This is a genomic window from Fontimonas sp. FW305-C-3, assembly GCF_058783185.1.
On record NZ_JBYSYK010000003.1, the window covers coordinates 181,507 to 205,108 of the forward strand.

Annotated in this window: 22 protein-coding genes; 11 read left to right on the forward strand and 11 right to left on the reverse strand. The window is 65.4% G+C overall.

The window, feature by feature from the left end:
* Nucleotides 1–3 precede the first annotated feature (3 nt).
* On the forward strand, nucleotides 4–1,578 hold the full coding sequence (msrAB, locus tag AC3WUF_RS12290; RefSeq protein ID WP_492425941.1) for a bifunctional peptide-methionine (S)-S-oxide reductase MsrA/peptide-methionine (R)-S-oxide reductase MsrB: 1,575 nt from the start codon (nucleotides 4–6) through the stop codon (nucleotides 1,576–1,578).
* A gap of 6 nt (nucleotides 1,579–1,584) precedes the next feature.
* Here the strand turns inward: msrAB and AC3WUF_RS12295 are convergent, their stop codons facing one another.
* Nucleotides 1,585–1,794 carry a hypothetical protein gene (locus AC3WUF_RS12295; protein ID WP_492425943.1) on the reverse strand — a complete coding sequence of 70 codons (210 nt, stop codon included), beginning with the start codon at nucleotides 1,792–1,794 and terminating at the stop codon, nucleotides 1,585–1,587.
* Nucleotides 1,795–1,878: 84 nt separating this feature from the next.
* On the opposite strand from AC3WUF_RS12295, the gene AC3WUF_RS12300 reads away from it, so the two are divergent.
* On the forward strand, nucleotides 1,879–2,370 hold the full coding sequence (locus tag AC3WUF_RS12300; RefSeq protein WP_492425945.1) for a VOC family protein: 492 nt from the start codon (nucleotides 1,879–1,881) through the stop codon (nucleotides 2,368–2,370).
* Between the two features lie 21 nt (nucleotides 2,371–2,391).
* Here AC3WUF_RS12300 and AC3WUF_RS12305 read toward each other — a convergent pair whose 3' ends face one another.
* The 6 genes from AC3WUF_RS12305 to AC3WUF_RS12330 all read right to left on the reverse strand — a co-directional run bounded on the left by AC3WUF_RS12305 (nucleotide 2,392) and on the right by AC3WUF_RS12330 (nucleotide 8,034).
* On the reverse strand, nucleotides 2,392–3,801 hold the full coding sequence (locus tag AC3WUF_RS12305) for an LVIVD repeat-containing protein (protein ID WP_492425947.1): 1,410 nt from the start codon (nucleotides 3,799–3,801) through the stop codon (nucleotides 2,392–2,394).
* 151 nt (nucleotides 3,802–3,952) lie between these two features.
* On the reverse strand, nucleotides 3,953–4,729 hold the full coding sequence (locus AC3WUF_RS12310; protein ID WP_492425949.1) for a maleate cis-trans isomerase family protein: 777 nt from the start codon (nucleotides 4,727–4,729) through the stop codon (nucleotides 3,953–3,955).
* 8 nt (nucleotides 4,730–4,737) lie between these two features.
* Nucleotides 4,738–5,538 carry an SDR family NAD(P)-dependent oxidoreductase gene (locus AC3WUF_RS12315; RefSeq protein WP_492425951.1) on the reverse strand — a complete coding sequence of 267 codons (801 nt, stop codon included), beginning with the start codon at nucleotides 5,536–5,538 and terminating at the stop codon, nucleotides 4,738–4,740.
* A 7-nt stretch (nucleotides 5,539–5,545) separates the two neighbouring features.
* The gene (locus AC3WUF_RS12320) at nucleotides 5,546–6,355 is read right to left on the reverse strand and encodes a hypothetical protein (protein ID WP_492425953.1); all 810 of its coding nucleotides are present in this window, start codon (nucleotides 6,353–6,355) and stop codon (nucleotides 5,546–5,548) included.
* A gap of 18 nt (nucleotides 6,356–6,373) precedes the next feature.
* Nucleotides 6,374–7,174, reverse strand: coding sequence for an SDR family NAD(P)-dependent oxidoreductase (locus tag AC3WUF_RS12325; protein ID WP_492425955.1), 801 nt, complete (start codon nucleotides 7,172–7,174; stop codon nucleotides 6,374–6,376).
* Nucleotides 7,175–7,182: 8 nt separating this feature from the next.
* A complete protein-coding gene (locus AC3WUF_RS12330; RefSeq protein WP_492425957.1) occupies nucleotides 7,183–8,034 on the reverse strand; it encodes an NAD-dependent epimerase/dehydratase family protein in 852 nt (283 codons plus the stop codon).
* 84 nt (nucleotides 8,035–8,118) lie between these two features.
* On the opposite strand from AC3WUF_RS12330, the gene AC3WUF_RS12335 reads away from it, so the two are divergent.
* The 5 genes from AC3WUF_RS12335 to AC3WUF_RS12355 all read left to right on the forward strand — a co-directional run bounded on the left by AC3WUF_RS12335 (nucleotide 8,119) and on the right by AC3WUF_RS12355 (nucleotide 13,598).
* On the forward strand, nucleotides 8,119–9,414 hold the full coding sequence (locus tag AC3WUF_RS12335) for an MFS transporter (protein WP_492425959.1): 1,296 nt from the start codon (nucleotides 8,119–8,121) through the stop codon (nucleotides 9,412–9,414).
* Nucleotides 9,411–10,619 carry an FAD-dependent oxidoreductase gene (locus tag AC3WUF_RS12340; RefSeq protein ID WP_492425961.1) on the forward strand — a complete coding sequence of 403 codons (1,209 nt, stop codon included), beginning with the start codon at nucleotides 9,411–9,413 and terminating at the stop codon, nucleotides 10,617–10,619. Before AC3WUF_RS12335 ends, AC3WUF_RS12340 begins: the two co-directional genes overlap by 4 nt.
* 4 nt (nucleotides 10,620–10,623) lie before the next feature.
* Nucleotides 10,624–11,595 carry an alpha/beta fold hydrolase gene (locus AC3WUF_RS12345; RefSeq protein ID WP_492425963.1) on the forward strand — a complete coding sequence of 324 codons (972 nt, stop codon included), beginning with the start codon at nucleotides 10,624–10,626 and terminating at the stop codon, nucleotides 11,593–11,595.
* Nucleotides 11,592–12,599 carry an alpha/beta hydrolase family protein gene (locus tag AC3WUF_RS12350; protein WP_492425965.1) on the forward strand — a complete coding sequence of 336 codons (1,008 nt, stop codon included), beginning with the start codon at nucleotides 11,592–11,594 and terminating at the stop codon, nucleotides 12,597–12,599. The genes AC3WUF_RS12345 and AC3WUF_RS12350 overlap by 4 nt, the downstream gene beginning before the upstream one ends.
* An 84-nt stretch (nucleotides 12,600–12,683) precedes the next feature.
* The gene (locus AC3WUF_RS12355; protein WP_492425967.1) at nucleotides 12,684–13,598 is read left to right on the forward strand and encodes a M14 family metallopeptidase; all 915 of its coding nucleotides are present in this window, start codon (nucleotides 12,684–12,686) and stop codon (nucleotides 13,596–13,598) included.
* Between the two features lie 141 nt (nucleotides 13,599–13,739).
* On the opposite strand, the gene AC3WUF_RS12360 is transcribed toward AC3WUF_RS12355, so the two are convergent.
* Nucleotides 13,740–14,606, reverse strand: a complete 867-nt coding sequence (locus AC3WUF_RS12360; protein ID WP_492425969.1) for an isocitrate lyase/PEP mutase family protein — start codon at nucleotides 14,604–14,606, stop codon at nucleotides 13,740–13,742.
* A 66-nt stretch (nucleotides 14,607–14,672) separates the two neighbouring features.
* On the opposite strand from AC3WUF_RS12360, the gene AC3WUF_RS12365 reads away from it, so the two are divergent.
* The 4 genes from AC3WUF_RS12365 to AC3WUF_RS12380 are packed head-to-tail and all read left to right on the forward strand — an operon-like array spanning nucleotide 14,673 to nucleotide 17,457.
* A complete protein-coding gene (locus tag AC3WUF_RS12365; protein ID WP_492425971.1) occupies nucleotides 14,673–15,377 on the forward strand; it encodes an SDR family oxidoreductase in 705 nt (234 codons plus the stop codon).
* A gap of 12 nt (nucleotides 15,378–15,389) precedes the next feature.
* On the forward strand, nucleotides 15,390–16,361 hold the full coding sequence (locus AC3WUF_RS12370; protein WP_492425973.1) for a 2-hydroxyacid dehydrogenase: 972 nt from the start codon (nucleotides 15,390–15,392) through the stop codon (nucleotides 16,359–16,361).
* Entirely contained in the window at nucleotides 16,358–16,804 is a 447-nt protein-coding gene (locus AC3WUF_RS12375; protein WP_492425975.1) for a VOC family protein, read from the forward strand. The genes AC3WUF_RS12370 and AC3WUF_RS12375 overlap by 4 nt, the downstream gene beginning before the upstream one ends.
* Complete coding sequence (locus AC3WUF_RS12380) at nucleotides 16,801–17,457, forward strand: hypothetical protein (protein WP_492425977.1); 657 nt, start codon at nucleotides 16,801–16,803, stop codon at nucleotides 17,455–17,457. Before AC3WUF_RS12375 ends, AC3WUF_RS12380 begins: the two co-directional genes overlap by 4 nt.
* A gap of 1,185 nt (nucleotides 17,458–18,642) precedes the next feature.
* Here AC3WUF_RS12380 and AC3WUF_RS12385 read toward each other — a convergent pair.
* From AC3WUF_RS12385 to AC3WUF_RS12395, 3 genes are read right to left on the reverse strand one after another with little or no spacing between them, the layout of a single operon-like run.
* Nucleotides 18,643–19,308 (reverse strand): hypothetical protein, encoded by a 666-nt coding sequence (locus AC3WUF_RS12385; RefSeq protein ID WP_492425979.1) that lies wholly within the window; start codon nucleotides 19,306–19,308, stop codon nucleotides 18,643–18,645.
* A 1-nt stretch (nucleotide 19,309) separates the two neighbouring features.
* Nucleotides 19,310–20,731 carry an FG-GAP repeat domain-containing protein gene (locus AC3WUF_RS12390; protein WP_492425981.1) on the reverse strand — a complete coding sequence of 474 codons (1,422 nt, stop codon included), beginning with the start codon at nucleotides 20,729–20,731 and terminating at the stop codon, nucleotides 19,310–19,312.
* A 5-nt stretch (nucleotides 20,732–20,736) separates the two neighbouring features.
* Complete coding sequence (locus tag AC3WUF_RS12395; RefSeq protein WP_492425983.1) at nucleotides 20,737–23,592, reverse strand: TonB-dependent receptor; 2,856 nt, start codon at nucleotides 23,590–23,592, stop codon at nucleotides 20,737–20,739.
* Nucleotides 23,593–23,602 lie beyond the last annotated feature (10 nt).

A 23,602-nucleotide genomic window follows, 5' to 3' on the forward strand; every position in this document is an offset into this window, starting at 1 on the left:
ACCGTGAACCTGCAGAAGCTGGCCTGGATCTCCATCGCGGCACTGTCGATGATCTTCACCGCGAGTTGCTCCGCGGGCTCTGACTCGTCGAGCAAGAATGCGGCGGCATCCGAGCAGGCTGCGTCCGGCAAACCCGTCGAGATGTCGCTGCCCGAGCTGGGCGGCAAGACCGTCAAGCTCGCCGACTACCGCGGCAAGAAGGTCTACATCAAGTTCTGGGCGAGCTGGTGCCCGATCTGCCTGGCCGGCATGTCCGAGGTCGAGACCCTGGCCGCCAACCAGAGCGACGACGTGGAGGTGCTCACCGTCGCTTCACCGGAATACATCGGCGAGATGCCGGCCGGAGAGTTCGAAGCCTGGGCCAAGAAGAGAAAGTTCGCCGTTCCCATCCTGGTCGATTCGGGCGGTGCCTTCGCCGCGTCGCTGGGGATCGACAAATATCCTTCGGGCGCGTGGATCGGCGCGGATGGCAAGCTGCTCGACGTGCACACCGGACAGGTCTCGAACGACTGGATCCTTGCGCATTTCGACGACGCCAAGGGCGCCAAGACGCATGCGAATTCACGCTTCCCGCCCAACCCGAATATCGGCGTGGATTACAGCAAGTCGGAGCTCAAGGAGATCTGGCTGGCGGGCGGTTGCTTCTGGGGCGTCGAGGCCTACTTCGCTCGCGTGTACGGCGTTGCGGATGCCGCCTCCGGCTATGCCAACGGTTCCACCGAGAAACCCAGCTACGAGGATGTGATCGACGGCTCGGGCCACGCCGAGACCGTGCGCGTCCGCTACGACCCGAAGCGGGTCAGCCTCGAGAAGCTGCTCGGCATGTTCTTCAAGATCATCGACCCGACGTCGCTGAACAAGCAGGGCAACGATCGCGGCAAGCAATATCGCACCGGCATCTACTACAAGGATCCGGCGGATCTCGCGGTCGCCGAGGCGGTCGTCAAGGCGCAACGCGGTCTGTGGTCCAAACCCATCGTGACCGAGCTGCAGCCGCTCAAGCAGTTCGCCCTCGCCGAGGACTACCACCAGGATTATCTGGAGAAGAATCCGAACGGCTACTGCCATACCGATTTCTCCAGCCTGACCAACGCCTCGGTGCCGCCGTCCAAGGTCAAGGTGGATCCGTCGAAATACCGCAAGCCGGACGACGCGACCCTGCGCAAGACGCTGACGCCGGCGCAGTACGCGGTCACGCAGGAAGAAGACACCGAGCGCGCGTTCGGCAACGAATACTGGGACAACTACGTGCCCGGCCTGTACGTGGACGTGGTGACCGGCGAGCCGCTGTTCACGTCGAACGAGAAGTACGACTCCGCCTGCGGCTGGCCGAGCTTCACCCGACCGATCGTGCCGGAAGTGGCGAAGTACCACAGCGACACCCGTTACGGCATGACGCGCACAGAGGTGCGCAGCCGGGTCGGCGATTCGCATCTCGGCCACGTCTTCGACGACGGCCCGAAGGATCGCGGCGGCAAGCGCTACTGCATCAACAGCGCGGCGATCCGCTTCGTACCGGTCGACAAGCTCGCCGCCGAAGGCTATGCCGAATACCGCCCGCTGTTCGGCGAAAAGTAACCAGCGCTAAGGCTTGCCCTTGCTCGCCGAGAAACCGACCAGGGCGAAGAAGCCGAACAGGAACACGACGAGGATCGCGAACGGCGCCCACAACGGCGACAGCACCCACAGCCAGGGCCAGTGAATGGTGCCGGTGAGCTTCAGCAGGACCAGCCCGCCGGCCACCGCGCTGAAGAATCCGAAGCCGAGCTTGCGCGCCGCCGTCTTGCCGCTCATAGGACGCTCCTGGCGTGTGTCGAATTGAGCATGAGTCGCTCGACTAGAAGCATGGAATCCTTCCAGCCGACAGGAGAACCGATCATGGCACTCGCCTCGCGATCCCGCATCTTTACCCATCTCTGGTATCGCGCCGACGCCGAAGCGGCGGCGCGGCTGTACAGCTCCATCTTCCCCGACTCGCAGATCGATCGCATCACGCCGCTGCCCGCCGCCACGCCCAGTGGCCCGGCCGGCTCGGTTGTCATCGTCGATTTCACGCTGCTCGGGCAACGCTTCCAGGCGATCACCGCCGGACCGCATCACCCGTTCAACGATGCGATGTCACTGGTCGTGCTCTGCGAAGACCAGGCCGAACTCGACCGTTACTGGAACGCGCTGTTGGCCAACGGCGGACAGACGCAGGCCTGCGGCTGGCTGATCGACCGCTACGGCCTGCGCTGGCAGATCGTCCCGGCGCTGATGGAGACGATGATGACCGACCCGGATACCGGACGCGTCCAGCGGGTCTGCGCAGCGATGCTGAAGATGATCAAGCTCGATATCGCGGCACTGCAGCGCGCCTATCAAGGATAGGTGGGGTAAGCGCGCCTCGCGCTACCAGGCGCCGTTGGTCACGCGAATCACGTAGAGCCCGCTCTTGGTGTCGCTGTACCAGATCTCCTTGCGCTCCGGCGCGAAGGCCGGACGCGACACGGCGTTGTTGCCGCCGTTGCTGAGCACCGCCGGGTTGAAGTACGCGACCTCGCGCGGACGATGGACGTCGCGGATGTCGAACACGCGCAGGCCGGACAGGATCATGCTGCAGGCGGCGATGTCCGGATCGACCGTCGTCGGCACATTGCAGTAATGACCTGCATAGCCGCCGATCGTCCCGCCGGCACCCGGATCATCCTTGGTGATCTCGCGATTCTCCGGCTGGTGTACTTCAAGCCGCAGTTCGGACACGACGAAGGGCTGTGTCTCGTCGCTGATGTCGATGATGCGCGCGGCGCCGACGTTCATGCCGTTGGGCGCCGGCAGGCCGCGGTCGCTGTTGCTGGCGAACTCGTCGATCTCCAGCAGATAAGGCTTGCCGTTGCGGCTGAACGGCATCGCGTTCTGCGGGATGCTCATGTTGTCCCACACCAGCCGCGAGATCTCGCGCACCTCGGGATTCGGCTTGCGCGCCTGGATGTCGGAGACGTCGAGAATCACCAGGCCGGTATTCGTGTAGGTGCCCGAGGCCAGATACGCGCGATTGCCGTCGGCGCTGATCGACAGGCCGTGCGACTGGTAGTTGGTCGTCAGAAGACGGCGCGGTCGCGAGGGATCGGAAATGTCGACCGCGGTCAGCGTCGGCGTACCGATCGACGACGAATAGAAGGTCTTGCCGTCGGGCGCGATGCCGCTCTCGTGGCCGAGCACGCCGACCAGCGCCGACGAACGCAGCTGCGGAGAGCGGCAATCCTCGGACAGATCGTAGACGTCGACGATGCCGGGATACGTGACGAAATTGCCCATCACCGCCGCCAGCACGCCGGCCTGCTGCGAGACGACCAGCGACTCATGCGGCGACAGCATCGCCGGCGTGATCAGGCGCGTGCTGAGCTGCGGGTTGGCCGGATCGCTCATGTCCATGACGTTGACGCCGATGCCTTCGAGCGCGCTGGTCGGAAACAGGATCGTCGTGTCGTAATAGGCGCACTCGCGGCCCGTCTTGTCGACGTAACGCTCGACCTTGTAGCCGGCGACGCTGCCGATCGGATTCTCCGTCGTATAGGCGCCGATCAACTCGGTATTGCAGGTATAGCCCTCCGCGGCGCGGCCGCTGGCCTGCTCCTCGGCGGTGACGCGCCCCTGCATGCCGATCTCCGGACGCGAGCCGGGGCCGCAGGCGGCTTTTGGCGTGGCGATGCTGGTGTTGTCGGGGATGGGCGCGGACGACCCTGACTCGCCGCTGCCGCCGCAGGCGACGAGCAAGGCGCTGGCAACCGCGATCAGGATGGCGGACTGTGCTGATTGCATGGCGTGGTTCTCCCCCTGCCATTGTTTTCAGCAGCGTAGCGCCGCGGCTGCCGCAGCAACAAGCCATTCAGCGCTATGTGAATAGACTGGGACCGCAGAGAACCGCAGCGACCCATTCACCGTCGCATCCCGTCTTCGCGGGAATGACGGTCTAGAACTCTTCCATCAAGCGGCCCTTGCCGATGACCTGATCCTTGATGCCACAGGCGCGCAGCGCATGCCAGATCGTCGCGACGTTGATCGGGATCAGCGGCTTCTCCAGCCAGTGCTCCAGGGTCGGGAACACATCGACGCAGGACAGGTTCGTGCCGCACTGGATGATCGCATCGACATCGTCGCCGTCGATCGCCTTCACCGCGTCGACGACCTGCTTGATCGTCGTCTCGGCAATCGCCGTCGCCGACGGCCGGTTGAGTCCGGCGATGTGCTTGACCTCGAACCCGATCTCGTCGAAGAAGCGCCGCACATTGTCGTCACCGACCGGCGGATACGGTGTGATCACCGAGATGCGCTTGACCTTGAACAGGTGCAGCGCGTCGCGGCAGGCGGCGGCGCCGGTGGTCAGGCCCAGATCGCCGATCTGCGACTGGATGTCCTGCTCGAAGGCGATGTTGCCTTCCATGCCGCCCCAGAACGTCTCGGCCGACATGCCGAGCATCAGGTGCGTGATCTTCGCGCTCAGCACGTTCTTGATGCCCATCGGCATCTCGCCGCGCATCATGTCGAGGAAACGCTCGAAGATGGTGTTCTCGTCATCGCCGGTCTTCTTGCCCTCCTCGGCCCAGTTCTTCAGCTCGATCCAGAAGCGCGATGGATGCCAGCTGACGCCGGTCAGGCCGAACTTCTGCAGGTCGTACTCGACGCCGGTGTTGGTGGAGGGAATCAGCACGCCGATGCGCGCGCGATGAGCGACCTGGTAGTTGTCCATCTTCAATCTCAGTGAGTGTTGGCGCCAGCGAACAGATCGCGCTTCCTGAAGCCGGCCGTCATGAAGCGGCCGAAGGCCTTGCCATTGGTCAGCCACGCCACTTTCGCGCCGGGCTTGCTGCTGGCCAGCACCTGATCGGCCAGCCACGGCGTGACGGTTTCGACGGTGTCGCCGAGGATATTGAAGATGCGCTTGGCCTTGGCCCATTCCTCCGAGCTCTGGTCGTAGTCGCCGACCAGCAGGTCGGTGACGACGATGCCGGGGCTCAAGGTGCAGACCTGCACCGGCGCGCCCTTCAGCTCCTTCTGCAGCGCCTGGTTCAGATAATTGATCGCACGCTTGGTCGCCCCGTAGGCGGCAATGCCCGGCTGCGTTGCACCGTTGCTGCCGAAGCCTTCCATGTTCCAGACCTGGCCGCTGCCCTGCGCCAGCATGTTGGCGATGACCACGCGATGGGTCAGCAGCACAGCGGTCAGATTGGTCGCGACGATGGCCTCGATATCCGTCGGCCTGGCCTCGTGCAGCGGCCCGCGGCGGATGCTCATGCCGGCGTTGTTGATCCAGACATCCACGCCCTTGAACTTCGCGCAGCCGAGCCGCCACAGCGCCTCGATCTGCGTCAGCTCGGTGATGTCGCAGGCCGCGCCGGCAACACAGCCCGGATGCCGCGCATCCAGCTCCTTGACCACCCGGGCGACCGCGACCGCATCGCGTGCGCTGACGACGACATTGCAACCGCGCGCAAGAAAGGATTCCGCCAGGCCGCGGCCGATGCCGCGGGTGCTGCCGGTGATGACGATGGTTTTCATGAGGACTTCAGTACTGGCGGCTCGCTTCCATCTGCGCCGCACCCATGCGCATGCGGATCATGTTCTCGACCTGGCCGGCGCCGAACACGTTCTCGGCGAGCTTGTTCATCGGATCGCGCTGATAGCCGAGCGCGCGGACGCGGTGGTCGTACTTCTGCAGCGCGACGCGCTCGCCGGCCGCCACCGGCTGCGACTGGTCGAGCCAGCCGAGCCAGCGCGACACGAAACGCTGCGCATAGGCTTCGAGCTTGTCGATGTTGGCGTCGTTGAGATCGCCGGCGATGCTCAGCGCCAGCGGCGACAGCAGCGCGCGCATATAGGTACCGTGGCTGACCGACCAGTGGAAGGCTGGATCGCCGCGCAGCTTGAGGAAGTCCTCGTTCGCTTCGCCGCCGTAGTACTTGTCCAGGTACTCCGTGTCGGTACGCAGATCGCGACGCGGCACGTAGTCGGCATAGAAGAACAGCTTGGGAATCGTGCCGAAGATGACGATCAGGTGCGGCGTGTCGGTGTCCTGGCCGAGAAAGCAGGTCGCGTTCATGTCGAGGATCGACGCCTTGCGGTTGCCGAGCCAGGAATGCACCAGCCACTCGGCGCCGGCGCCGCTGTAGGCGTTGAACGAACCTTCGAAGGCACCGTCCGGGCTCGTGTAGTACTCGCGGCCGGCGCAGGACGGATGGCGCTCGACCGGCAGACGCGCGGCGATGCGGTCCTTGATGCCGCCGAGGATGCCGAAGCAGCGCTCCCAGGCCTTGCTGACATCAACGTTGGGGTTTTCGGCGAGGAATTCGTGAATCGTCTTGGTGTCGGTCGTCATGGAATGCGCTTTGTGTGATCAGAGGCCTACGGTCTGGAACAGGTCGGCACGCGGTTTGATGCGTGCCATCAGGAAACGCTTGGCGATCTTGCCGCCGTTGAGCCAGGCGATCTTGCTGCCGGACTTTTTCATCGCCAGCATCTGCTCGACCAGGTACGGCGCGACGGTGTCGGGCAGGTCGCACAGCGTGTTCATCAGCCTGCGGCTCTTCGCGAACGTCGCCGGATCGGCCTGGATCTCACGCAGCACGCCTTCGGTGACGAGCAGGCCCGGACGCACCTTGCCGACCAGCACGCCGCTGCCGGCCAGCTCCTTGGCGAGCGCCGTCGTCAGGTAATCGAGCCCGCGCTTGGTCGTGCCGTAGATGCCCATGCCGGGGAAATACTCGCCGTCCGAGCCGCCGCCGAGGATGTTGAACAGCTTACCCCCGCCCTGCGCGACGAAACCGCGCGCGGCAACCTGGCTGCCGTGAATCGTGCCGAGCACATTGGTCGCGACCATCGTCTGCACGTCCGTCTCCGGCGTGTCGACGATGCGCCGCGTCGTGTTGGCGACGCCGGCGTTGTTGATCCAGACATCGACGCGACCGAATTGCGCCACCGCCTCCTTCCACAAGGCCTCGACCTGCGCCAGTTCGCTGACGTCGGTGGCGACGCCGTGGACCCGACCCTTGCCGGCGGCCTTGATGGCCGCTGCCGCCTGCGCGACCGAATCCGCACCGCGACCGCTGATGACGACGTCATGGCCCTGGCTGACGCAGTACTTGGCGAGTGCATGGCCAATACCCTTGGTGCTGCCAGTGATCACGAACGTCGTCATGGATGGACTCAGCGCAGCGGGTGGTCGGGGTCGGTGAACTGCGGGGCGAAGCCGGTATCGAACAGCTTCTGCGCGGAGATCGCCCGCGTCGGCGCCTTGATCTGGCCGAGGAACTCAAGCTTGGTCAGGCCCTGGCGCTCGCACAGCGCGTCGAAGACTTCCGCATTGGTCTGCGGCAGCCACTGGTTGTCGCAGACGTTATAGATGCCGCTCAGGTTCTTGCGCAGCGCATGCAGGGCGGCGCCGACCACATCCAGATAATGAATGACGTAGAGGCGGGCGTCGGCACTGAACGGGCCCTTGCCGCCCATGATCTCGTGGGCCAGCTTGACGCGTTGCGCGTAGCTCATGTCGCCCGGCGCGCCGTAGATGTCCGGCAGGCGCAGCACGCAACCCTTGCCGCTTGCCAGCACGGATTTCTCGGCTTCGCTGTAATAACGTGCGGACGGCTCGATGACATTGCTGACGGGCGTGTTCTCGGTGATCGGCTCACTGCCCGCACCGCCGTCGCCATAGACCGAAAACGAAGACAGGAACAGCACGCGCGGGTTTGCCGCGACCGCGCTCTCGCAGCTGGCAACCAGCGCGTCGCGGTAAGTGGCCTCGCGCTCCTCGCGGTTGCGCGCCTGGCGGACATTCGGCGCCACGGTCGACACGATGGCGTCGCTGCCGCGGGCAATTTCGGCGATGCGGGCCGAATCGGTGCCGCGCACCACATAGACCTCGTCGGCGAATTCGCGCAGCTCTTCCACCTTGGACGGCGTCGTCGTCGTCCCCTTCACCCACACGCCTTCGGCGCGCAACTCGCGCGCCAGGGCCTTGCCGACATGGCCAAGACCAAGAATCAACACATCCTGCATGACTGTCCCCGTTTCTGATTCTTCATAATGTTATATCATTGATACAACATCCCCGACAACGCCTGCCTGACCCACGACGCCAACATGACTACGCATCGCACGCTCGGCATCCAACTCGTCCACGGCGTCCGCCCCGTCCATCTGTGGGCTTACTTATTGGTCGCCGTGATCTCGTCAGCTTACGCCGGGGCGCTATCGGTATTACAGCCCGGCCTGCTGCATGCGCTGGAAATTCCGCCCGGCGAGCAGGCCACGCTGACTGGTTCGCTCGCGGTCCTGCAGGAGCTGGTGTTCATCGTCCTGCTCGGCCCGATCGGCGCGCTGGCCGACCGCGTCGGCCGGCGCCTGGTCTATACGGTCGGCCTGCTGCTGACCGGCGCCGGCTACGCGCTGTATGCCCAGGCCGGCTCGGTCGAGATGCTCGTTGTCATGCGCCTGATCGTCGCGCTGGGCAGCGCCGCCGTCGTCGGCATGATGGTGACGGTGATCGCCGACTATCCGCAGGAAGCCGACCGCGGCAAGGCCAACGGCCTGCAGGGCGTCGTCGCGACGCTCGGCGCCTTCATCCCGCCGATGCTGCTGGCCCTGCCGGCGGCGTTCGCGGCGCAGGGGCACGATCAGCTGAGCGCGCAACAGGCGACCTTTGCGGTCGCCGGCAGCCTCGGCGTGTTCGCTGCGATCGTCGCCGCGACGGGCCTGTCGAAGCAGGCCGGCCGGATCGCCGCGGCGGCGCAACCGCCGCTGCGCGCCCTGCTGGTCGAAGGCCTGCGCAGCACCCGTAACCCGGCCATCGCACTGGCCTGTGCCGCCGCCTTCACATCGCGCGGCGTGCTCGCCGTCACCGGCGCCTTCATGAGCCTGTGGCTGATCCAGTACGGCACTGGCCAGCTCGGCCTGAGCGGCAGCGAGGCGATGAGCCAGCTGGCGATGCCGCGCGTGCTGGTCATCGTCACCGGCGCCATGGTCGGCGCGCTGCTGATGGGCTTTCTCAGCGACCGTATCCGCCGCGTCACCGCGGTTGCGATCTCGACCGGCCTGACCGCGGCGGTCTATCTGTCGCTGTTCTTCGTCAAGGATCCGACTGCACCCTGGGTCTTCGGCCTGCTCGGCCTGATGGGCATCGCCGAGATCAGCGCCTTCGTCAGCAGCCAGGCCCTGATCGGCCAGCAGGCGCCGGCGGCGCTGCGCGGCGTGATCATCGGCTTCTTCGGCGTCGCCGGCGCGGTCGGCATTCTCGTCGGCTCCGGCCTCGGCGGCGTGCTGTTCCGCAGTCTCGGCCCCAGTTCGCCGTTCGTGATGTTCGGCCTGATCAATGTGGTCGTCTTCGCCGGCGCGCTCATCCTGCGCCGGCGCACCGACATCGCACCGGCCAGCGCATGAAGACCCTGCAACCGATCGTCATCGCCGGCTCCGGCCCCTGCGGCTCGGTGCTGGCGCTGCGCCTCGCCCAGCACGGCATTCCGGTCATCGTGCTGGAGAAGCACCCCAGCCTGCCGCGCGATCTGCGCGCGTCGACCTTTCACCCGCCAAGCCTGGAGATGCTCGATGAGCTCGGCGTCGCACAGGCGATGATCCGTCAGGGCCTGATCGTCGATCGCTACCAGTACCGCGACCGCCGCAGCGGCGACGTCGCCGAGTTCAGGATGGACGTGATCGCCGGCGAGACGGCATTCCCGTTCCGCCTGCAGCTCGAGCAGTACGAGATGACGCATATCGTCAACGCAAAGCTGCGCGAATCCGCGCACGCGCAGGTGCTGTTCCAGCATGAGGTGATCGGCGCGCAACAGCTTGCGGATTCGGTCCGCGTCAGCGTTCGCACGCCGGACGGCGACAAGGTCATCGACACGCCGTTCCTGATCGGCGCAGACGGCGCCGGCAGCGCGGTACGCAAGGCGGCGGGGATCGGCTTTGGCGGCTTCACCTACGACGAGAAGTTCCTCGTCGTCAGCACCCCGTTCGCCTTCGAGAAGGTCTTCGACAACCTTTCCTACGTCAACTACGTCAGCGATCCGCAGGAATGGTGCGTGATCCTGCGCACCGAGAAGATCTGGCGCGTGCTGTTCCCGGTCTTCCCGAAGACGCCGGAAGCGGAGGCCTGGGTACTGTCCGACGAACATGTGCAGGCGCGCCTGCAGCATCTGTACGCGCGCGACGTGCCGTACGAGATCGGCCACCGGACGCTCTACAACGTCCACCAGCGCGTCTCGGAAACCTATGTGAAGGGCCGCATCGTGCTCGCCGGCGACGCCTGCCACATCAACAATCCGCTCGGCGGCATGGGCATGAACGGCGGCATCCACGACGCGCACAATCTCGCCGGCAAGCTGATCGAGATCCTGCACGAGGATGCCGATGCCGCCGATCGTCTCGCGCTCTACGACCGCCAGCGCCGCGAACTCGCGGTACGATTCGTGCAGGAACACACGATCAACAACAAGAAGCTGATGGAATCGACCGACCCCGACGTGCAGATCAAGCGCCAGAAGATGCTGATGGAAACCGCGGCCGATCCGGTCAAGGCCAAGGCCTTCGTTCTCGAACGCGCGATGATCAACTGCGTTCGCGACAGCCTGGCCGTTGCATAAGGCCATGCTCGGCCTACTGCGCTGGCTGTTCCGCACCCTGCAGGTGGTGGCCATCGCGGTCATCGTCTACGTTGCCTATGCCAGCTTCGCGTATCGCGATATTCCCGCGGAGACGCTGGAACAGAAGTACGGCGGCTCCGACCTGCGCACCGCCTATATCGAAGGGGCCGTCATCCGCTACCGCCTCGAAGGCTCGCGCGATCCGCAGGCGCCGATGCTGGTGCTGATCCATTCGCACTTCCTCGACATGGGCATGTGGGATCAGTGGATTCCGGTCTTCGCGCCGCATTACCGCGTGCTGCGCTACGACCTCACCGGCCACGGCCTGACCGGCCCCGACCCGCGCGGCAACTATCAGGTCACGCGCGACGTGGCGCTGCTCGCCGGCCTGCTGAAGAAGCTGCAGATCGACAAGGTCTCGCTGGCCGGCTCCAGCCTCGGCGGCAACATCGCGTTCACCTATGCAGCCATCCATCCGCAGCAGGTGCAGGCCCTGGTGCTGATCAACTCCGGCGGACTCAAGCGCAAGGACAAGCCGGAGCGCGGCAGCGGTCGCGCCATTCCGGCCTGGGCGGATCAGGTGCTGCCGCTGATCCCGCCGCTGGCACTGCACCATTTCCTGAACTGGATGACCGCGGACGATCGCGTTATCACCAAGGCGCTGAAAACCCGTTTCGTCGATCTGTGGCGCCGCAAAGGCAACCGGCAGGCGGAGATCGAGCGCCTGCGTCAGTTCGAGACCGGCGATCCGGACGCGCTGCTCGCTTCGATCACCGCATCGACACTGATCCTGTGGGGCGAACAGAACCCGCAGCTGCCGGTCGCACTGGCGACGGAATTCGAGCAGAAGCTGAAAGCCGCCCGCAGCGTGCAGCGCAAGATCTATCCGGACGCCGGCCATCTGCTACCCGTCGAACGACCTGCCGAGAGCGCGGCGGATACCTTGAATTTCCTGCAGGCGATCGAAGCCCCATGAGAACACTGGCTGCCCTGCTGCTGGCGCTCGGCCTGAGCGCCTGCGCCGACGAAGTCGTGCTGCCACCGGCCAAGCCGCTGCAGGCCGGCGCGGAGCAGCTTGCGGCGATTCCGAATCTGCAGCACGGCGATGCGGCGGTGTCGAAAAGCGCGCCGCTCATCTGGGCGGTCGCGGATCGCGAACTGCGGCTGCGCATCATCGCGCCGCAGGGCGACGGCCCCTTCCCGCTCGTGATCTTCTCGCACGGCAACTGGTCCGACATCGACAAGTACGATGCGCTGCTCGAACACTGGGCCAGCCATGGCTATCTGGTCGTCGCGCCCTACCATGCCGACGGCGGCGGCATGGCGCGCGGCATCTTCAACAGCCTGCGCAAGGGCAACGAAGGCCTGATCGCGGCGCGCGTCGACGACATCCGCCTCATTCTCGATCACCTGGGTGATCTCGATGCCGTCGAGCCCGGCCTCAGCCGCCGCGTCGACCCGCAGCGCATCGCTGTGGCTGGCCACTCCTTCGGCGCCTTCACCGCGCAGCAGTTCTCCGGCGCCGAAACCGTCGACCCCGAAAGCGGCGTGCGCATCGGCGGCCGCGATCCGCGCGTGCGCGCCGTCGTCGCGATTTCGCCGCCCGGCCCGATGTTCGGCCTGATCAACGACCAGTCCTGGCTCGGCGTCGACCAGCCGATGCTCGTCACGACCGGCACCTGGGACGTCAACGCGCACTTCTGGCCGGACTGGCGGGCGCACCTGCTGTCCTACGACACCGCCCAGCCAGGGCTGAACTGGTCGCTGGTCGTCGATGGGGCCGACCACTATCTCGGCAACCTGATCTGCCGGCCGGAACGCAAGGAAGCGCCGCAGACCGATGCGCTGCGCATGGTCAATGCAACGGCGGTGACGTTCCTCGACGCCTTCGTCAGGGACGATGCTGCCGCACGCGGCTACTTCGACGCAGCGCCGCTGGAAACGCTGACCGGCGGATTCGCGATCCTCAGGCATCGCTAGCTCGGCGCCTGGCTCCCGATACACCGCTAAGCGCTGGCAGGCACTACACTACAATCGGCGTCCCGCCACCTCGCAGGTCGCCCGATGTCTCAAGCAACAGCCTATCCCGTCGGAACCCCCGGCACGCCCTGGGGAGACGCCGAGCGCGCCGCATGGCTCGCCCGGCAAATACGCCAGCGCAGCTACCAGATCGACGTCCTGACGCGCATCGACGACCTGCGCGCGCATTTCGACGTGCAGGAATACGGGCAGCTTGATTTCGATGCGGCGCGCTATCCGCTATTCGCCTTGCGCAGCCGCAGCTGGCAGAGCGATCTGCCGGTCGTGCTGGTGACCGGCGGCGTCCATGGCTACGAGACCAGCGGCGTGCATGGCGCGCTGCGCTTTCTGGAACAGCATGCCGGCAACTACGCAGGCCGCATCAACCTGCTGGTCGCGCCCTGCGTGAGCCCCTGGGCCTACGAGACGATCCAGCGCTGGAACATGCATGCGGTCGATCCGAATCGCTCGTTCGGCAATCGCGCGGCGCAGGAATCCGCCGCGCTGCTCGATCTGGTGACCCCGCTGCGCGAGCGCGTGCTGATGCACATCGATCTGCACGAGACGACCGACACCGACGAATCCGAGTTCCGCCCGGCCGTCGCCGCGCGCGATGGCAAGGAATACCTGCCCGGCCTCATTCCCGACGGCTTCTATCTGGTCGACGACACCGAGCACCCGCAGACGGATTTCCAGAACGCGGTGATTGCCGCCGTCGCCAAGGTCACGCATATCGCGCCCGCCGACGATCAGGGCGAAATCATCGGCTCGCCGGTCGTCGCACCCGGCGTCATCCAGTACCCGCTCGAGAAACTCGGCCTGTGTGCCGGCATCAGCGGCGCGAAATACCGGACGACGACCGAGGTCTATCCCGACAGTCCGCGGACGAATCCGGAAGAGTGCGTTACGGCGCAGTGCGTGGCGATCTGCGCCGCAATCGACTACGCGCTGGCGCGCTGAGTTTTTCTTTGCGGTCTCTCGATACACCCGCTTCGCGGGCACTCGAGACGAACGGCGAGTTGTGGTGCGCGGAGACAAACACACTCCGTTCGTCTCGAGCGCCGCGCGTTAGCGCGGTGTATCGAGAGACCACCACGAACCTCAGCCCTGATACCGCTCCGACTGCGCCAACAACTCCGGCGCCCCCAGCAGCGCATTGATGCGGTTCAGGTCGATCAGCCCAGGCCACTCACGCGTACTGCCCTGCGCACGGATATGCGCCAGCAAGGCCTGCGCCTGCGGCACGAAGGCATGCAGCAGCGCCGCCGGATACAAGGCAATGCGATAGCCGAGGCGTTCCAGCTCATCCGCAGTGTCGACCGGCGACTGCCCGCCTTCGACGAGGTTGTGCACCAAGGGACTTCGGCTCGCGAAACGCGTTGCGATCTGCTGCATCTGCTGCAAGCTCTTCGGCGCCTCGATGAACAGCGCGTCGGCGCCCGCTTCCAGATAACGTTCGGCGCGTTCGAGCGCATCGTCGAAGCCGGTCACGCCGAGTGCATCGGTGCGCGCGACGATCAGCGTGTCCGCATCGTGACGCGCATCGAGCGCGGCCTTGATCTTGCCGACCATCTCGGCCGTCGGAATCACCTGCTTGCCGGCCATGTGTCCGCAGCGCTTGGGCATCACCTGATCTTCCATCTGCAGCGCCGAAGCACCGGACCGCTCGAACACGCGCACCGTGCGCTGCACGTTCAAGGCGTTACCGAAGCCGGTGTCGATGTCCACCGCCAACGGCATTGCAACGCGCTCGCGCAACAGCGCCACGGTGTCGGCAACCTCGGACATCGAGACCAGGCCCATGTCCGGGCGGCCATGTCTCGCAAAGGCGATGCAGGCCCCAGACACGAAGCCCAGTTCGAAGCCGGCCTGCTCGGCGAGCAGGGCGGTCAGACCGTCGTACACGCCGGGGGCGCGCAGGCAACGAGGTTCGGACAGGGCGCGGCGCAGCGCGGCGGCATGGGACATTTGCGAATTCCAGTTGTACTATTCCTATACCAATATATCTGATCATCGGATGAGTCGTTCCCGCACATGAAACGCATCGCGCTTGTCACCGGCGGCAACCGCGGCATCGGCCTGGCCATCGCCAGCCAGCTCGCCGCGCAGGACATCCGCGTCATCGTCGGCGCGCGCAACACTGCGCATGGCGCGGCGGTCGCCCAGCAGCTGATCGAGGACGGCTTCGATGCCGGCGCCGTGGCGCTCGATGTCTCCGACGAGACCAGTCGCCAACGCGCAGTGCGGACGCTGCTGGAGCGCGAGGGCCGCATCGACATCCTGGTCAACAACGCCGGGGTCGCGCTCGACAAGTGGATCAAGGTCGAACAGCTCGATATCGACGTGCTGCGCAAGACGCTGGAGATCAATCTCTATGGCGCGCTGCACCTGTGCCAGCTGCTGCTGCCGGCGATGCGCGCGCAAGGTCATGGCCGCATCGTCAACCTGTCCAGCGAGCTCGGATCCATCGGCGGCAGCGCAATGGGCGGCAGCGCCGCGTACCGGATTTCGAAGACTGCGCTGAACATGCTGACCCGCTTGCTCGCGCTGGAACTCAAGGACCAGCCGGACATTCTCGTCAACGCCGCCGCACCGGGCTGGGTCAGGACCGAGCTGGGCGGCGACGACGCACCGCGCACACCGGCCGAAGGTGCACGCACCCCGGTATGGCTGGCAACATTGCCGGCGGGCGGACCCAGCGGCGGATTCTTCCGCGACGAGCAGGCTTATCCCTGGTAAGCGCACAGCGACATGAACTTCAAGGTCTTCGTCTCCCGCAATCTGCCCGGCAGCGCATTGGCTCAGCTAGCGCAGCAGGTCGACATGAATTGCTGGCCTGAGCGCGAGCCGCCCTCACCTGCGCAATTGCGCGACGCGCTGCAGGACTGCGACGGACTGCTGTGCACGCTGACTGAAACGATCGACGATGCACTGCTGGCATCGGCACCGCGGCTGCGCGTGATATCGAGCTGTTCGGTCGGCGTCGATCACGTCGATGTCGCCGCGCTGAGCCGGCGCCGCATTCCGCTCGGCCACACGCCGCACGTGCTGACCGATGCGACCGCCGACCTGACATTCGCGTTGCTGCTCGCCACCGCGCGGCGGCTGCCCGAAGGCGATCGCTTCATGCGCGACGGGGGCTGGACGCCGGCGCGGCGCTGGGAGCCGGACTTCCTGCTCGGCAAGGATCTGCGCGGCGCCACGCTGGGCCTGATCGGCCTTGGCGCGATCGGCCAGGCGGTCGCGCGCCGCGCGGCCGGCTTCGGCATGAACATCGTCGGCTGGACGCCCTCCGGCCGCAGCGTGCCCGGCGTCGAGTCGCTCGGCTTTGCCGCCGTACTTGAGCGCTCGGACTTCCTCAGCCTGCATCTGGCGCTGACTGCGCAGACGCGCCACATCATCAACGCCGCGGCGCTGGCGCAGATGCGCAGCGATGCGGTGCTGATCAACACGGCACGCGGCGGCCTCGTCGACGAATCCGCACTGATCGCCGCGTTGCGCGGCGGCCGCATCGCGGCTGCGGGGCTCGACGTCTTCGAGCGCGAGCCGATCGGCGCCGATCATCCGCTGCTGACGCTGCCAAACGTCGTCGTCGCGCCGCACATCGGCAGCGCCACGCTCGGCACGCGCTCGCGGATGGCGCAGCTGGCGGTCGACAACCTGATCGCCGGCCTGCGCGGTGAGCGGATGCCGCATTGCGTCAACCCGGAGGTGCAGTCATGAGCGCCGTGCCGTCGGGCGTCAGCCAGTATCTGCTCGGCCTGCGCCATGTCGGCGTCATCACCGACGATCTCGATGCCATGCTGGCCCGCCTGCAGGCGATCTTCGGCCTTGTCGACGGCGAGATCCTCCGGGTCCCGGCGGCTGGCCAAGCCAGCGAGACCCGCTTCGCGTTCTTCAGCATCGGCGGCACGCCGTATGAGGTGATCGAACCGGTGTCTGCGCGCTTTCGCGAGATTCTTCTCAACAGCAGCCGCGGCGCGAATCACGTCTGCTACAACGTCAGCGACCTGAGCGCCGCGGTGGCCGCGATGGCCGCCGCCGGCGTCCGGCTCGGCCATGTGACACCGGACGGCATCATCGAACTGCCGACCTCGCGCATGGCCTATTTCAATCCGGCAGACACCGCCGGCCTGCTGATCGAATTCGTCGAGACCCGCGCGTGACGGAGCTGGCGCGCGGTAGCTACGCGTACTGGCGCGATGGCGAACTGCAGAACATCCGTGAACCCTGGTGCCTCGTTCGCAACGCCGATGGCCTGCTGCTGCGCGGCGAGCGCTGGGTGAACGACAGGCTGATGCTGTCCGTCGAAGCGCGCTACGAAGATTCACTGTGCATCTCGATGCAGCTCATCTGGCTGCCGGACGAAGCCACAGGCGCGCACAGCATCAGCTATCTGCATCGCGGCGACCATCTCGAATGGACCGAGGCACAGCGCACGCAAACCTTGCCGCTGCCGACCGGCAGCCTGCTCTATCCATTGCTGCGCGCCGCCACCGGTCCGCTGCTGACTGCTCTGGGCACGGAACGCACCGTCGTCGTCCCATGCCTGCACAATCCGCAGGATGCCGCCGCGTTCCTCCAGCCGCTGCTATCGCAACGTCAAGCGACGAAGTCTGGCGCCAATCAGTATCGCTATCGCGGCGGCGAGTACGGCGACGCCGGCTGCGAATGCTGGCTGCATCCGCAAGGATTTCTGCAGCGCTATGTGTGGCCATCGTCGCAGGGCGCATGGAAGGTCGAACTCGGCAGCTACATTGCCCACGCGGACTTCCTGCATTGGCCGATCGCCACGACCGGGCAGCGTGTTCGGGTCTGACCAAGCCAGAGACGCCATTGGATTAAACGCTGATACAGGGAATGGCAGCGAAGTGCCAGAAGCGGGCCGTCACGAGCGGCTGCTTTCGGGCAGCCCAGCACTCAGAATCTGCAGGTGAAATGGCTCGCTAAATACGGCAACATCAGTCGGGCATTGCCTTCCGTGCATATGTCGACTCGTTGGAGATCACCTCAACATGATCAATCAGCTGTCCGCTTCCACCGCCATACGGTGTCGCCTGCATATGCCGCCCTGCGGTCCGGCTATTAGCTGTTAGGCCACAAAGAAATGACAGAGCATTTCGCCGAGTATGCAGTGCCATCGGAGTCGATGGAGGCCGTCGCTGCTCATCTCAAGAGGGCCTTCGGGCTTGTGTTTAAGCCACACGACAGCGGGTATAAGGGGCCGTATCTTCTACACGGTCAAGCTCACTATCCCCATGTAACGGTTTACCTCAATAAAGATCCCATGTGGCGTCGCGGCGATGCTGAGGATGAGCAATGGTTTAAATCGGAGTACCGATCGCACGGCGTGCTCGTGGAGATATGGCGACCCATTGAAGAGGTAGATGCAATGGCCCAATCGCTTCAAGAGACATTTCCAGGAACTGTGGAGTTATCTCGTGGACCGCTGCAGGCCTAACAATCGGTTCCAGTGGGACGTCTCCGCCTTCGGCGGAGCCGCCCCTGAACCTGGGCGTTGGGCAACATGAAGATCCACTGTCCATACTGCAACGCAGAGTTGGTGGAGGCATCAGAGGGCGAGCTCCGCTGCACAGCCATCGGCTCACTTTTCAGCCGTTCCGTGAGCGATCAGCTTCGGGCACTGACCCTGCGTGGTCCTGGACAAGGGACAATGCCGCCGCAGTTCTCAATCGGTCAGTTCTTCTGCCCAAAATGCGGTTCCCCTACCAGCAATGGCATTTGCTCCTCTTGTGGCGTCGTGTTTACAGCAGGGCTTGCGCGTCAGATTGTCGAGCTCAATCCGCATGTGAGCGACCGGGAACATAGGTAACAGAATAGTCCGGAGACTTGGGTAACAGTCGCTGGCGCGGCCGCGGCTTAACCTAGGTATTCGAACGACCGCTTTCGGGCGCTAATTCCACGCAGACGTACTTCCGCTTTGGGCTGATAGCTGCCGGTCAATCTAACCAAACCATCCGCACGAAACACAGAAGATCGCACTTCAGCGACTTACACCGAGGCTACGCTCAAGCCCCGGCTCGGCGCTGTAGTCGTCCCACCAGGCCGGGAAGCGCATGAAGAATGCCGACAGGGCCAGCGCGGTTGCCTGCAGCAGCACGAAGATGCCGGCGTTGTTGTACAGCGCGAGGTAGGCCAGGCAACAGATCAGATTCGGCGTGTGGCACAGCAGCACTTTGCGCACATTCCATTCGCTGTAGTTGTGCGGCGGCGAAACCTGGATATCCCAGTACGCGCGATGCCACAGCGCGTTGTAGCCGCCGATGCAGAAGTAGCTGAGCACGGCCACCCACGGCGCCGCCAGTCCGCTGCGCGCGATGGCGCTCCAGATCGACAGGAACAGCAGGCCCTGGCAGGCGCCCCAGGCGGCGCCGAACGTAGGCGCCAGCAAGGGATGGCGCTCGCGTCCGTCGGTGAAGGTGCCGCGCGGCCAGATCACGGCATAGCCGACGACGATGACGGCGACGCAGAGAGCCGTGAAGGCCAGCCAGTACGGATCGCGCAGCTGGGCGCCGCTGAACAGCGGTGCCGACAGCAGCGCCTGCAGCACGCCGGACAGACCGGCGATCAGCACGCAGGCAGCGAAGTAGACGCCGGCACGCCGCCAGGCCCGTCGCGGCGAGTACGCTCCGGCGGCGGCCTGTCGCATTTCAGTCCGTCTTGTATCGATAGAGTTTGAGGAAACCCGGCGGCAGGCTGGTACCGCCGTCGTTGCTGTTGTGCTGGGTCGCGATGATCTCGTTGCGGCCGTCGCCTTCGATGTCGGCGACCACTGCCATGCCATACATCTTGTTGCCGGACTCGATGATATCTTCGGCAAAGCTGCCGTCGGCGCGCTGGCGGAACGCGTATAGCTCGTCGTTGCCGTCGCCCGGCACCGCGAGATCGAGGCGGCCGTCGCCGTCGATGTCGCCGACGCTGAAGATGCCCGGAACACCCTGCGCGCGCACGCTGCCTGCCAGCGTGACGCGGAAGCGCTGCGAGATGACATGGCGCGTCCACTGCGAGCTTGCTTTCGGATCGTCCGGAATCTCGAACCAGTACAGGCCCGGCAGCACCCGGTTGCCGTCGGGATCGACCAGCGCCTCGTTGTCCTGGTGGCTGTGCGCGCCGACGACGAGGTCAGTGCGGCCATCACCGTTCAGGTCGACGACTTCCATGTGGTAGCCGTAGCCGATCGTCGAGTCGATCGCATGCTGCTGCCAGACGCCCTTGCGGTCGTTGCCGGCGGCAGGCCGTTGGACCTGCTCCAGCCAGACCACCGCCGGTACCGCGGGCGGGCCGAAGAACTGGCTGAGGATGATGTCGACATCGCCGTCGCGGTCGACGTCGTGCAGCTTGACGAACACGCCGCCGACGCCGGTCGCGATCTCGTGATATTCGAACTCGCCGCCGCCGAGATGGCGATACCACTCGACCTTGAGCTTCTCGTTGCCGTCGGGGCTGCCGAAAATATTTGTCGGGTTGTTGATCAGGTCCTGCGTCTGCGCGGAGGTGCTGACGATGTCGAGCAGGCCGTCGCCGTCGATGTCCGCCTGCCCCGCTTCGTGCCAGAAATAGCCGGTCCGGTAGCGCGTCGTTTGCGGCGCGAAGGGGCGCCGCTCGTTGAAGTCCGGCCCCGGCATCCAGAACTGCGCGCCGCCCAGCGTGCTGAGGAAGCCGGCCTGCACCAGCAGGTCGCGATGGCCGTCGCCGTCGATGTCGAAGACCTGCGGCGTGTTGATGAACGGATAGCCGGTCGGATCAAGCGCCGAGATGACGACGCGCTCTTCCCAGGGACCGGCCGCATCGCCAGTGGTACTGAAGATGCGCAGCGCGCCACGCGACAGCGGGGTCGGCGGACCGGGCGGCGTGCGCTCCAGCAAGGTCGACAGCACGATCTCGCGGCGGCCGTCGCCATCGAGATCCTCCACCGCGAGAAACGCGGCCGACTGCTGCGGGTCCTTGACGGTCAGCGCTTCATAGCGCGCCTCACCGCCCCCCGACGGTGAGGCGGACTCGTCATCCGAGCAGCCGGCCAGCGCGCCGGCAACCAGCGTCAGACCCAGCGCAAGGCGGCGGGCGTGGCGCATGGCGATCAGAAGAACTTGTACTTGAGGTTGGCGCCCCAGGTGCGGCCCGGCCCCTTGCCGACCATGTACTGGTTGAACACGCCGATCACGAAGGAGTTCGCGGCGTAGTCCTCGTCGGTGAGATTCTTGCCGTAGGCGCTGATCTCCCAGTGGTAGTCCGGGCTGACGAATTTCACGGAAGCATTGGTCAGCTGGCGTTCCGGCACCCAGCCGAGGTTCAGCGGCTCGACGAACTGCTTCGACTGGTAGTTGGTATCGAGGCGGCCGCTGATCATCCAGCCGGCGACGAACAGATCGGTGTTCATGCCGAAGCTGTACTGCACCTTCGACGTGCGGGCGAGCTGGTTGCCGCCGATGTCGCCGTCGAGCGGACAGGTCACGCCGTCGCAGTGGAAACTGCCGGTGTCGTGGTCGCCGGCGGCGTACTTGGTGTCGTCCTTGTACTGCGCGTCGTTGTAGGTGCCGCTGGCATCCACCGAGAAGGCCTCGGTGAACATGAAGCGCGATTCGAGTTCGACGCCAAGGCTCGTCGCTCCGCCGATGTTGGCGATGATGTCCGAGGTCGACAGCCCGGCGACGGTCGGCGGAATGCCGCCCTGCAGGCCGGTCCAGTCGATGAAGTAGACCGCACCGTTGAGCATCAAGCGGCGATCGAGGAACAGGTTCTTCGAACCGAGTTCGTAGGTCCAGTTCTCCTCGTCCTCGTAGGTCAGCTCCGCCTCGGTGTTGGCGTTGTTGAAGCCGCCGGACTTGACGCCCTTGGCCACCGACACATAGGCACTGTGATCGTCGACATAGGCCCAGTTGAGGATCGCACGCGGCGTGAACTGCTCGAACTTGGCATTGTCGTACGGCACCGCAATCTGGCTTGCCAGCGTGTTGCCGAACGGCAGCACCGGATCGCCCGGCAGCGAATAGGTGATGCTCTCGCCCGGCGCCAGCGCCGACGAATCGGTGTAGCGGTAGACGTCCTTGTCCTCGTAAGTCATGCGCGCTTCAAGCGTGCCTTCGAGTGCCGGCGTGAACTTGTAGCTCGCGGTCGCGAAGACCGCGGCGATGCTCTCGTCGTAGCCGGTCCACTCACTGCGCGCGGTGGAATGCTGGCGGACATACTGGTCATACGCCGCGGCCGCGGTCAGGACGGTGCGCTCGGCCAGCGTGTTCGGTGCCGACAGCGGCGTGTTGCAGTTCTCGATGTTCTGCGGCGTGTCGGCGTTGCAGAGGTCGGCGATGAACAGCGTGGTCCACTCCTCGTCCTCGACGACCGAGTAGTAGGCACCGGCGCTGGCGCGGAAGTCGCCTTCCGGCACCCAGTCGAAGCGCAGCTCGTGCGAGCTGGTCGACAGCTCGGTATTCGGCCGGCCACTCGCCGTGTTGGCGAAGCTGTAGCCGAGCGGATTCTGGTTGTCGATCGTGGTGATCAGCGCATTGGTCGCGATGCCGCGACCGGCGAGCGGATCCTCGTCGCTGGGGCCGCCGTCGGTATAGGAATTGTGGTCCGCCCAGCCGAACAGGTAGTGCAGGCTCATCGTGTCCGACAGATTGATGTCGGTCGACAGCGTCAGCGCATCGGTTTCCGAGATCGTGCCGATCGCGCGCGGATCGACGACGATGCCGTTGACCGTGCGCGGTGCGACGTCGGACGCGTAGTTCGGCAGCTCGCCGCACCACGCCGAGAAGCCGGTATGCGTGCGCGGCGGAAACGGCGAGATGTCGTTGACGGTCGCGACGTTGCAGTTCAGATCGTTCTGATCGTCGAAGCGCAGGCCGAAGCGCGCCGCGTTGACGCCGGAGATCGAGTAGCCCGGGCCAGCTTCGTGCTCCAGCTTGCTGTGATAGAAGCCGGCGCGCACCTTATAGATGCCGTTCGGCTCGTACAGCAGGCCGAGGCTGTAGGTGATGTCGTCGTTGCCACCGAGATTGCCGCGCAGGTTCGGCCCTTCCGGATTCGCGTTGGCGACCGGGTGGTTGTTCGGCGTCGCGCCGTCGTAGCTGCTGACACCGATCGTCGCCTTGCCGAGCAAAGTGCCGCTGCCGGTGATCGGCCCGGCGACGCTGGCGCGATACTCGGCGCGATCGTTGTCGCCTACGCCGCCGAAGACATAGCCCTCGAAGGTATCGGTCGGCGCGAGCGTCACGTAGTTCACCGCGCCGGCGAAAGCATTGCGGCCGTACAGCGCGTTCTGCGGACCCTTGACGACCTCGATGCGCTCCATGTCGACCATGCCCAGATTGAGCATGCTTTGACGCTGCAGGTAGACGCCGTCGAGAAAGAAGGAGACGTTCTGGATGCGCGAGGTGGTGAACGTCTGCGCGAGACCGCGGATCACCGGATTGCCATGTGCGCCGCCGGTGACGAAGCCTTCAAAGGTGAAACCCGGCGTTGCCGCCGCGATGTCATCAAGGCCGGTGAAGCCGCGCTGTTCCATCTCGCCGGCGCCGAACGCAGTGACCGACAGCGGCACTTCCTGCAGCGACTCGGTGCGCTTGCGCGCGGTGACGACAATTTCTTCGAGCTGCGTCGAGCGCGCATGCGCAGGCTCCGCCGGCAGGTCGGGTTTGGCTTCGGCCTTGAGCTGGTCGACCGGGATCGAGGCTTCGACGGTGCCGATTCCAGCCTCCCCGGATTCGGCCGAGGCTTCGGCGGAGGCTTCTGCCGGAGCCGGTGCTTCCTCCGTGATGACCGGCTCGGCAGCGGGCTCGCTCGCCGTCGCGGACTCCGCAGGCTCTGCAAAGAGGCTGTCGACGATCGCTTCGTCCGGCGTCGCTGCATCCTGGGCTGCCGCAGCAGCGGACCAGATCGCCGTTCCCAGCCCCAACGCGCTGGCCAAACAGAGCGTTGTTCCCAAATACTTCGACATAAGGAGCCCC

What these genes read in the sequence shown, in the direction of transcription:
- AC3WUF_RS12345 (WP_492425963.1), top strand. Translation starts at nt 10,624, where the DNA reads ATGCTCGGCCTACTGCGCTGGCTGTTCCGCACCCTGCAGGTGGTGGCC.
- AC3WUF_RS12335 (WP_492425959.1), top strand. Translation starts at nt 8,119, where the DNA reads ATGACTACGCATCGCACGCTCGGCATCCAACTCGTCCACGGCGTCCGC.
- AC3WUF_RS12300 (WP_492425945.1), top strand. Translation starts at nt 1,879, where the DNA reads ATGGCACTCGCCTCGCGATCCCGCATCTTTACCCATCTCTGGTATCGC.
- AC3WUF_RS12355 (WP_492425967.1), top strand. Translation starts at nt 12,684, where the DNA reads ATGTCTCAAGCAACAGCCTATCCCGTCGGAACCCCCGGCACGCCCTGG.
- AC3WUF_RS12295 (WP_492425943.1), bottom strand. Translation starts at nt 1,794, where the DNA reads ATGAGCGGCAAGACGGCGGCGCGCAAGCTCGGCTTCGGATTCTTCAGC.
- AC3WUF_RS12360 (WP_492425969.1), bottom strand. Translation starts at nt 14,606, where the DNA reads ATGTCCCATGCCGCCGCGCTGCGCCGCGCCCTGTCCGAACCTCGTTGC.
- AC3WUF_RS12390 (WP_492425981.1), bottom strand. Translation starts at nt 20,731, where the DNA reads ATGCGCCACGCCCGCCGCCTTGCGCTGGGTCTGACGCTGGTTGCCGGC.
- AC3WUF_RS12370 (WP_492425973.1), top strand. Translation starts at nt 15,390, where the DNA reads ATGAACTTCAAGGTCTTCGTCTCCCGCAATCTGCCCGGCAGCGCATTG.
- AC3WUF_RS12330 (WP_492425957.1), bottom strand. Translation starts at nt 8,034, where the DNA reads ATGCAGGATGTGTTGATTCTTGGTCTTGGCCATGTCGGCAAGGCCCTG.
- AC3WUF_RS12350 (WP_492425965.1), top strand. Translation starts at nt 11,592, where the DNA reads ATGAGAACACTGGCTGCCCTGCTGCTGGCGCTCGGCCTGAGCGCCTGC.
- AC3WUF_RS12395 (WP_492425983.1), bottom strand. Translation starts at nt 23,592, where the DNA reads ATGTCGAAGTATTTGGGAACAACGCTCTGTTTGGCCAGCGCGTTGGGG.
- AC3WUF_RS12315 (WP_492425951.1), bottom strand. Translation starts at nt 5,538, where the DNA reads ATGAAAACCATCGTCATCACCGGCAGCACCCGCGGCATCGGCCGCGGC.
- AC3WUF_RS12310 (WP_492425949.1), bottom strand. Translation starts at nt 4,729, where the DNA reads ATGGACAACTACCAGGTCGCTCATCGCGCGCGCATCGGCGTGCTGATT.
- AC3WUF_RS12325 (WP_492425955.1), bottom strand. Translation starts at nt 7,174, where the DNA reads ATGACGACGTTCGTGATCACTGGCAGCACCAAGGGTATTGGCCATGCA.
- AC3WUF_RS12365 (WP_492425971.1), top strand. Translation starts at nt 14,673, where the DNA reads ATGAAACGCATCGCGCTTGTCACCGGCGGCAACCGCGGCATCGGCCTG.
- AC3WUF_RS12305 (WP_492425947.1), bottom strand. Translation starts at nt 3,801, where the DNA reads ATGCAATCAGCACAGTCCGCCATCCTGATCGCGGTTGCCAGCGCCTTG.
- AC3WUF_RS12320 (WP_492425953.1), bottom strand. Translation starts at nt 6,355, where the DNA reads ATGACGACCGACACCAAGACGATTCACGAATTCCTCGCCGAAAACCCC.
- AC3WUF_RS12375 (WP_492425975.1), top strand. Translation starts at nt 16,358, where the DNA reads ATGAGCGCCGTGCCGTCGGGCGTCAGCCAGTATCTGCTCGGCCTGCGC.
- AC3WUF_RS12340 (WP_492425961.1), top strand. Translation starts at nt 9,411, where the DNA reads ATGAAGACCCTGCAACCGATCGTCATCGCCGGCTCCGGCCCCTGCGGC.
- AC3WUF_RS12385 (WP_492425979.1), bottom strand. Translation starts at nt 19,308, where the DNA reads ATGCGACAGGCCGCCGCCGGAGCGTACTCGCCGCGACGGGCCTGGCGG.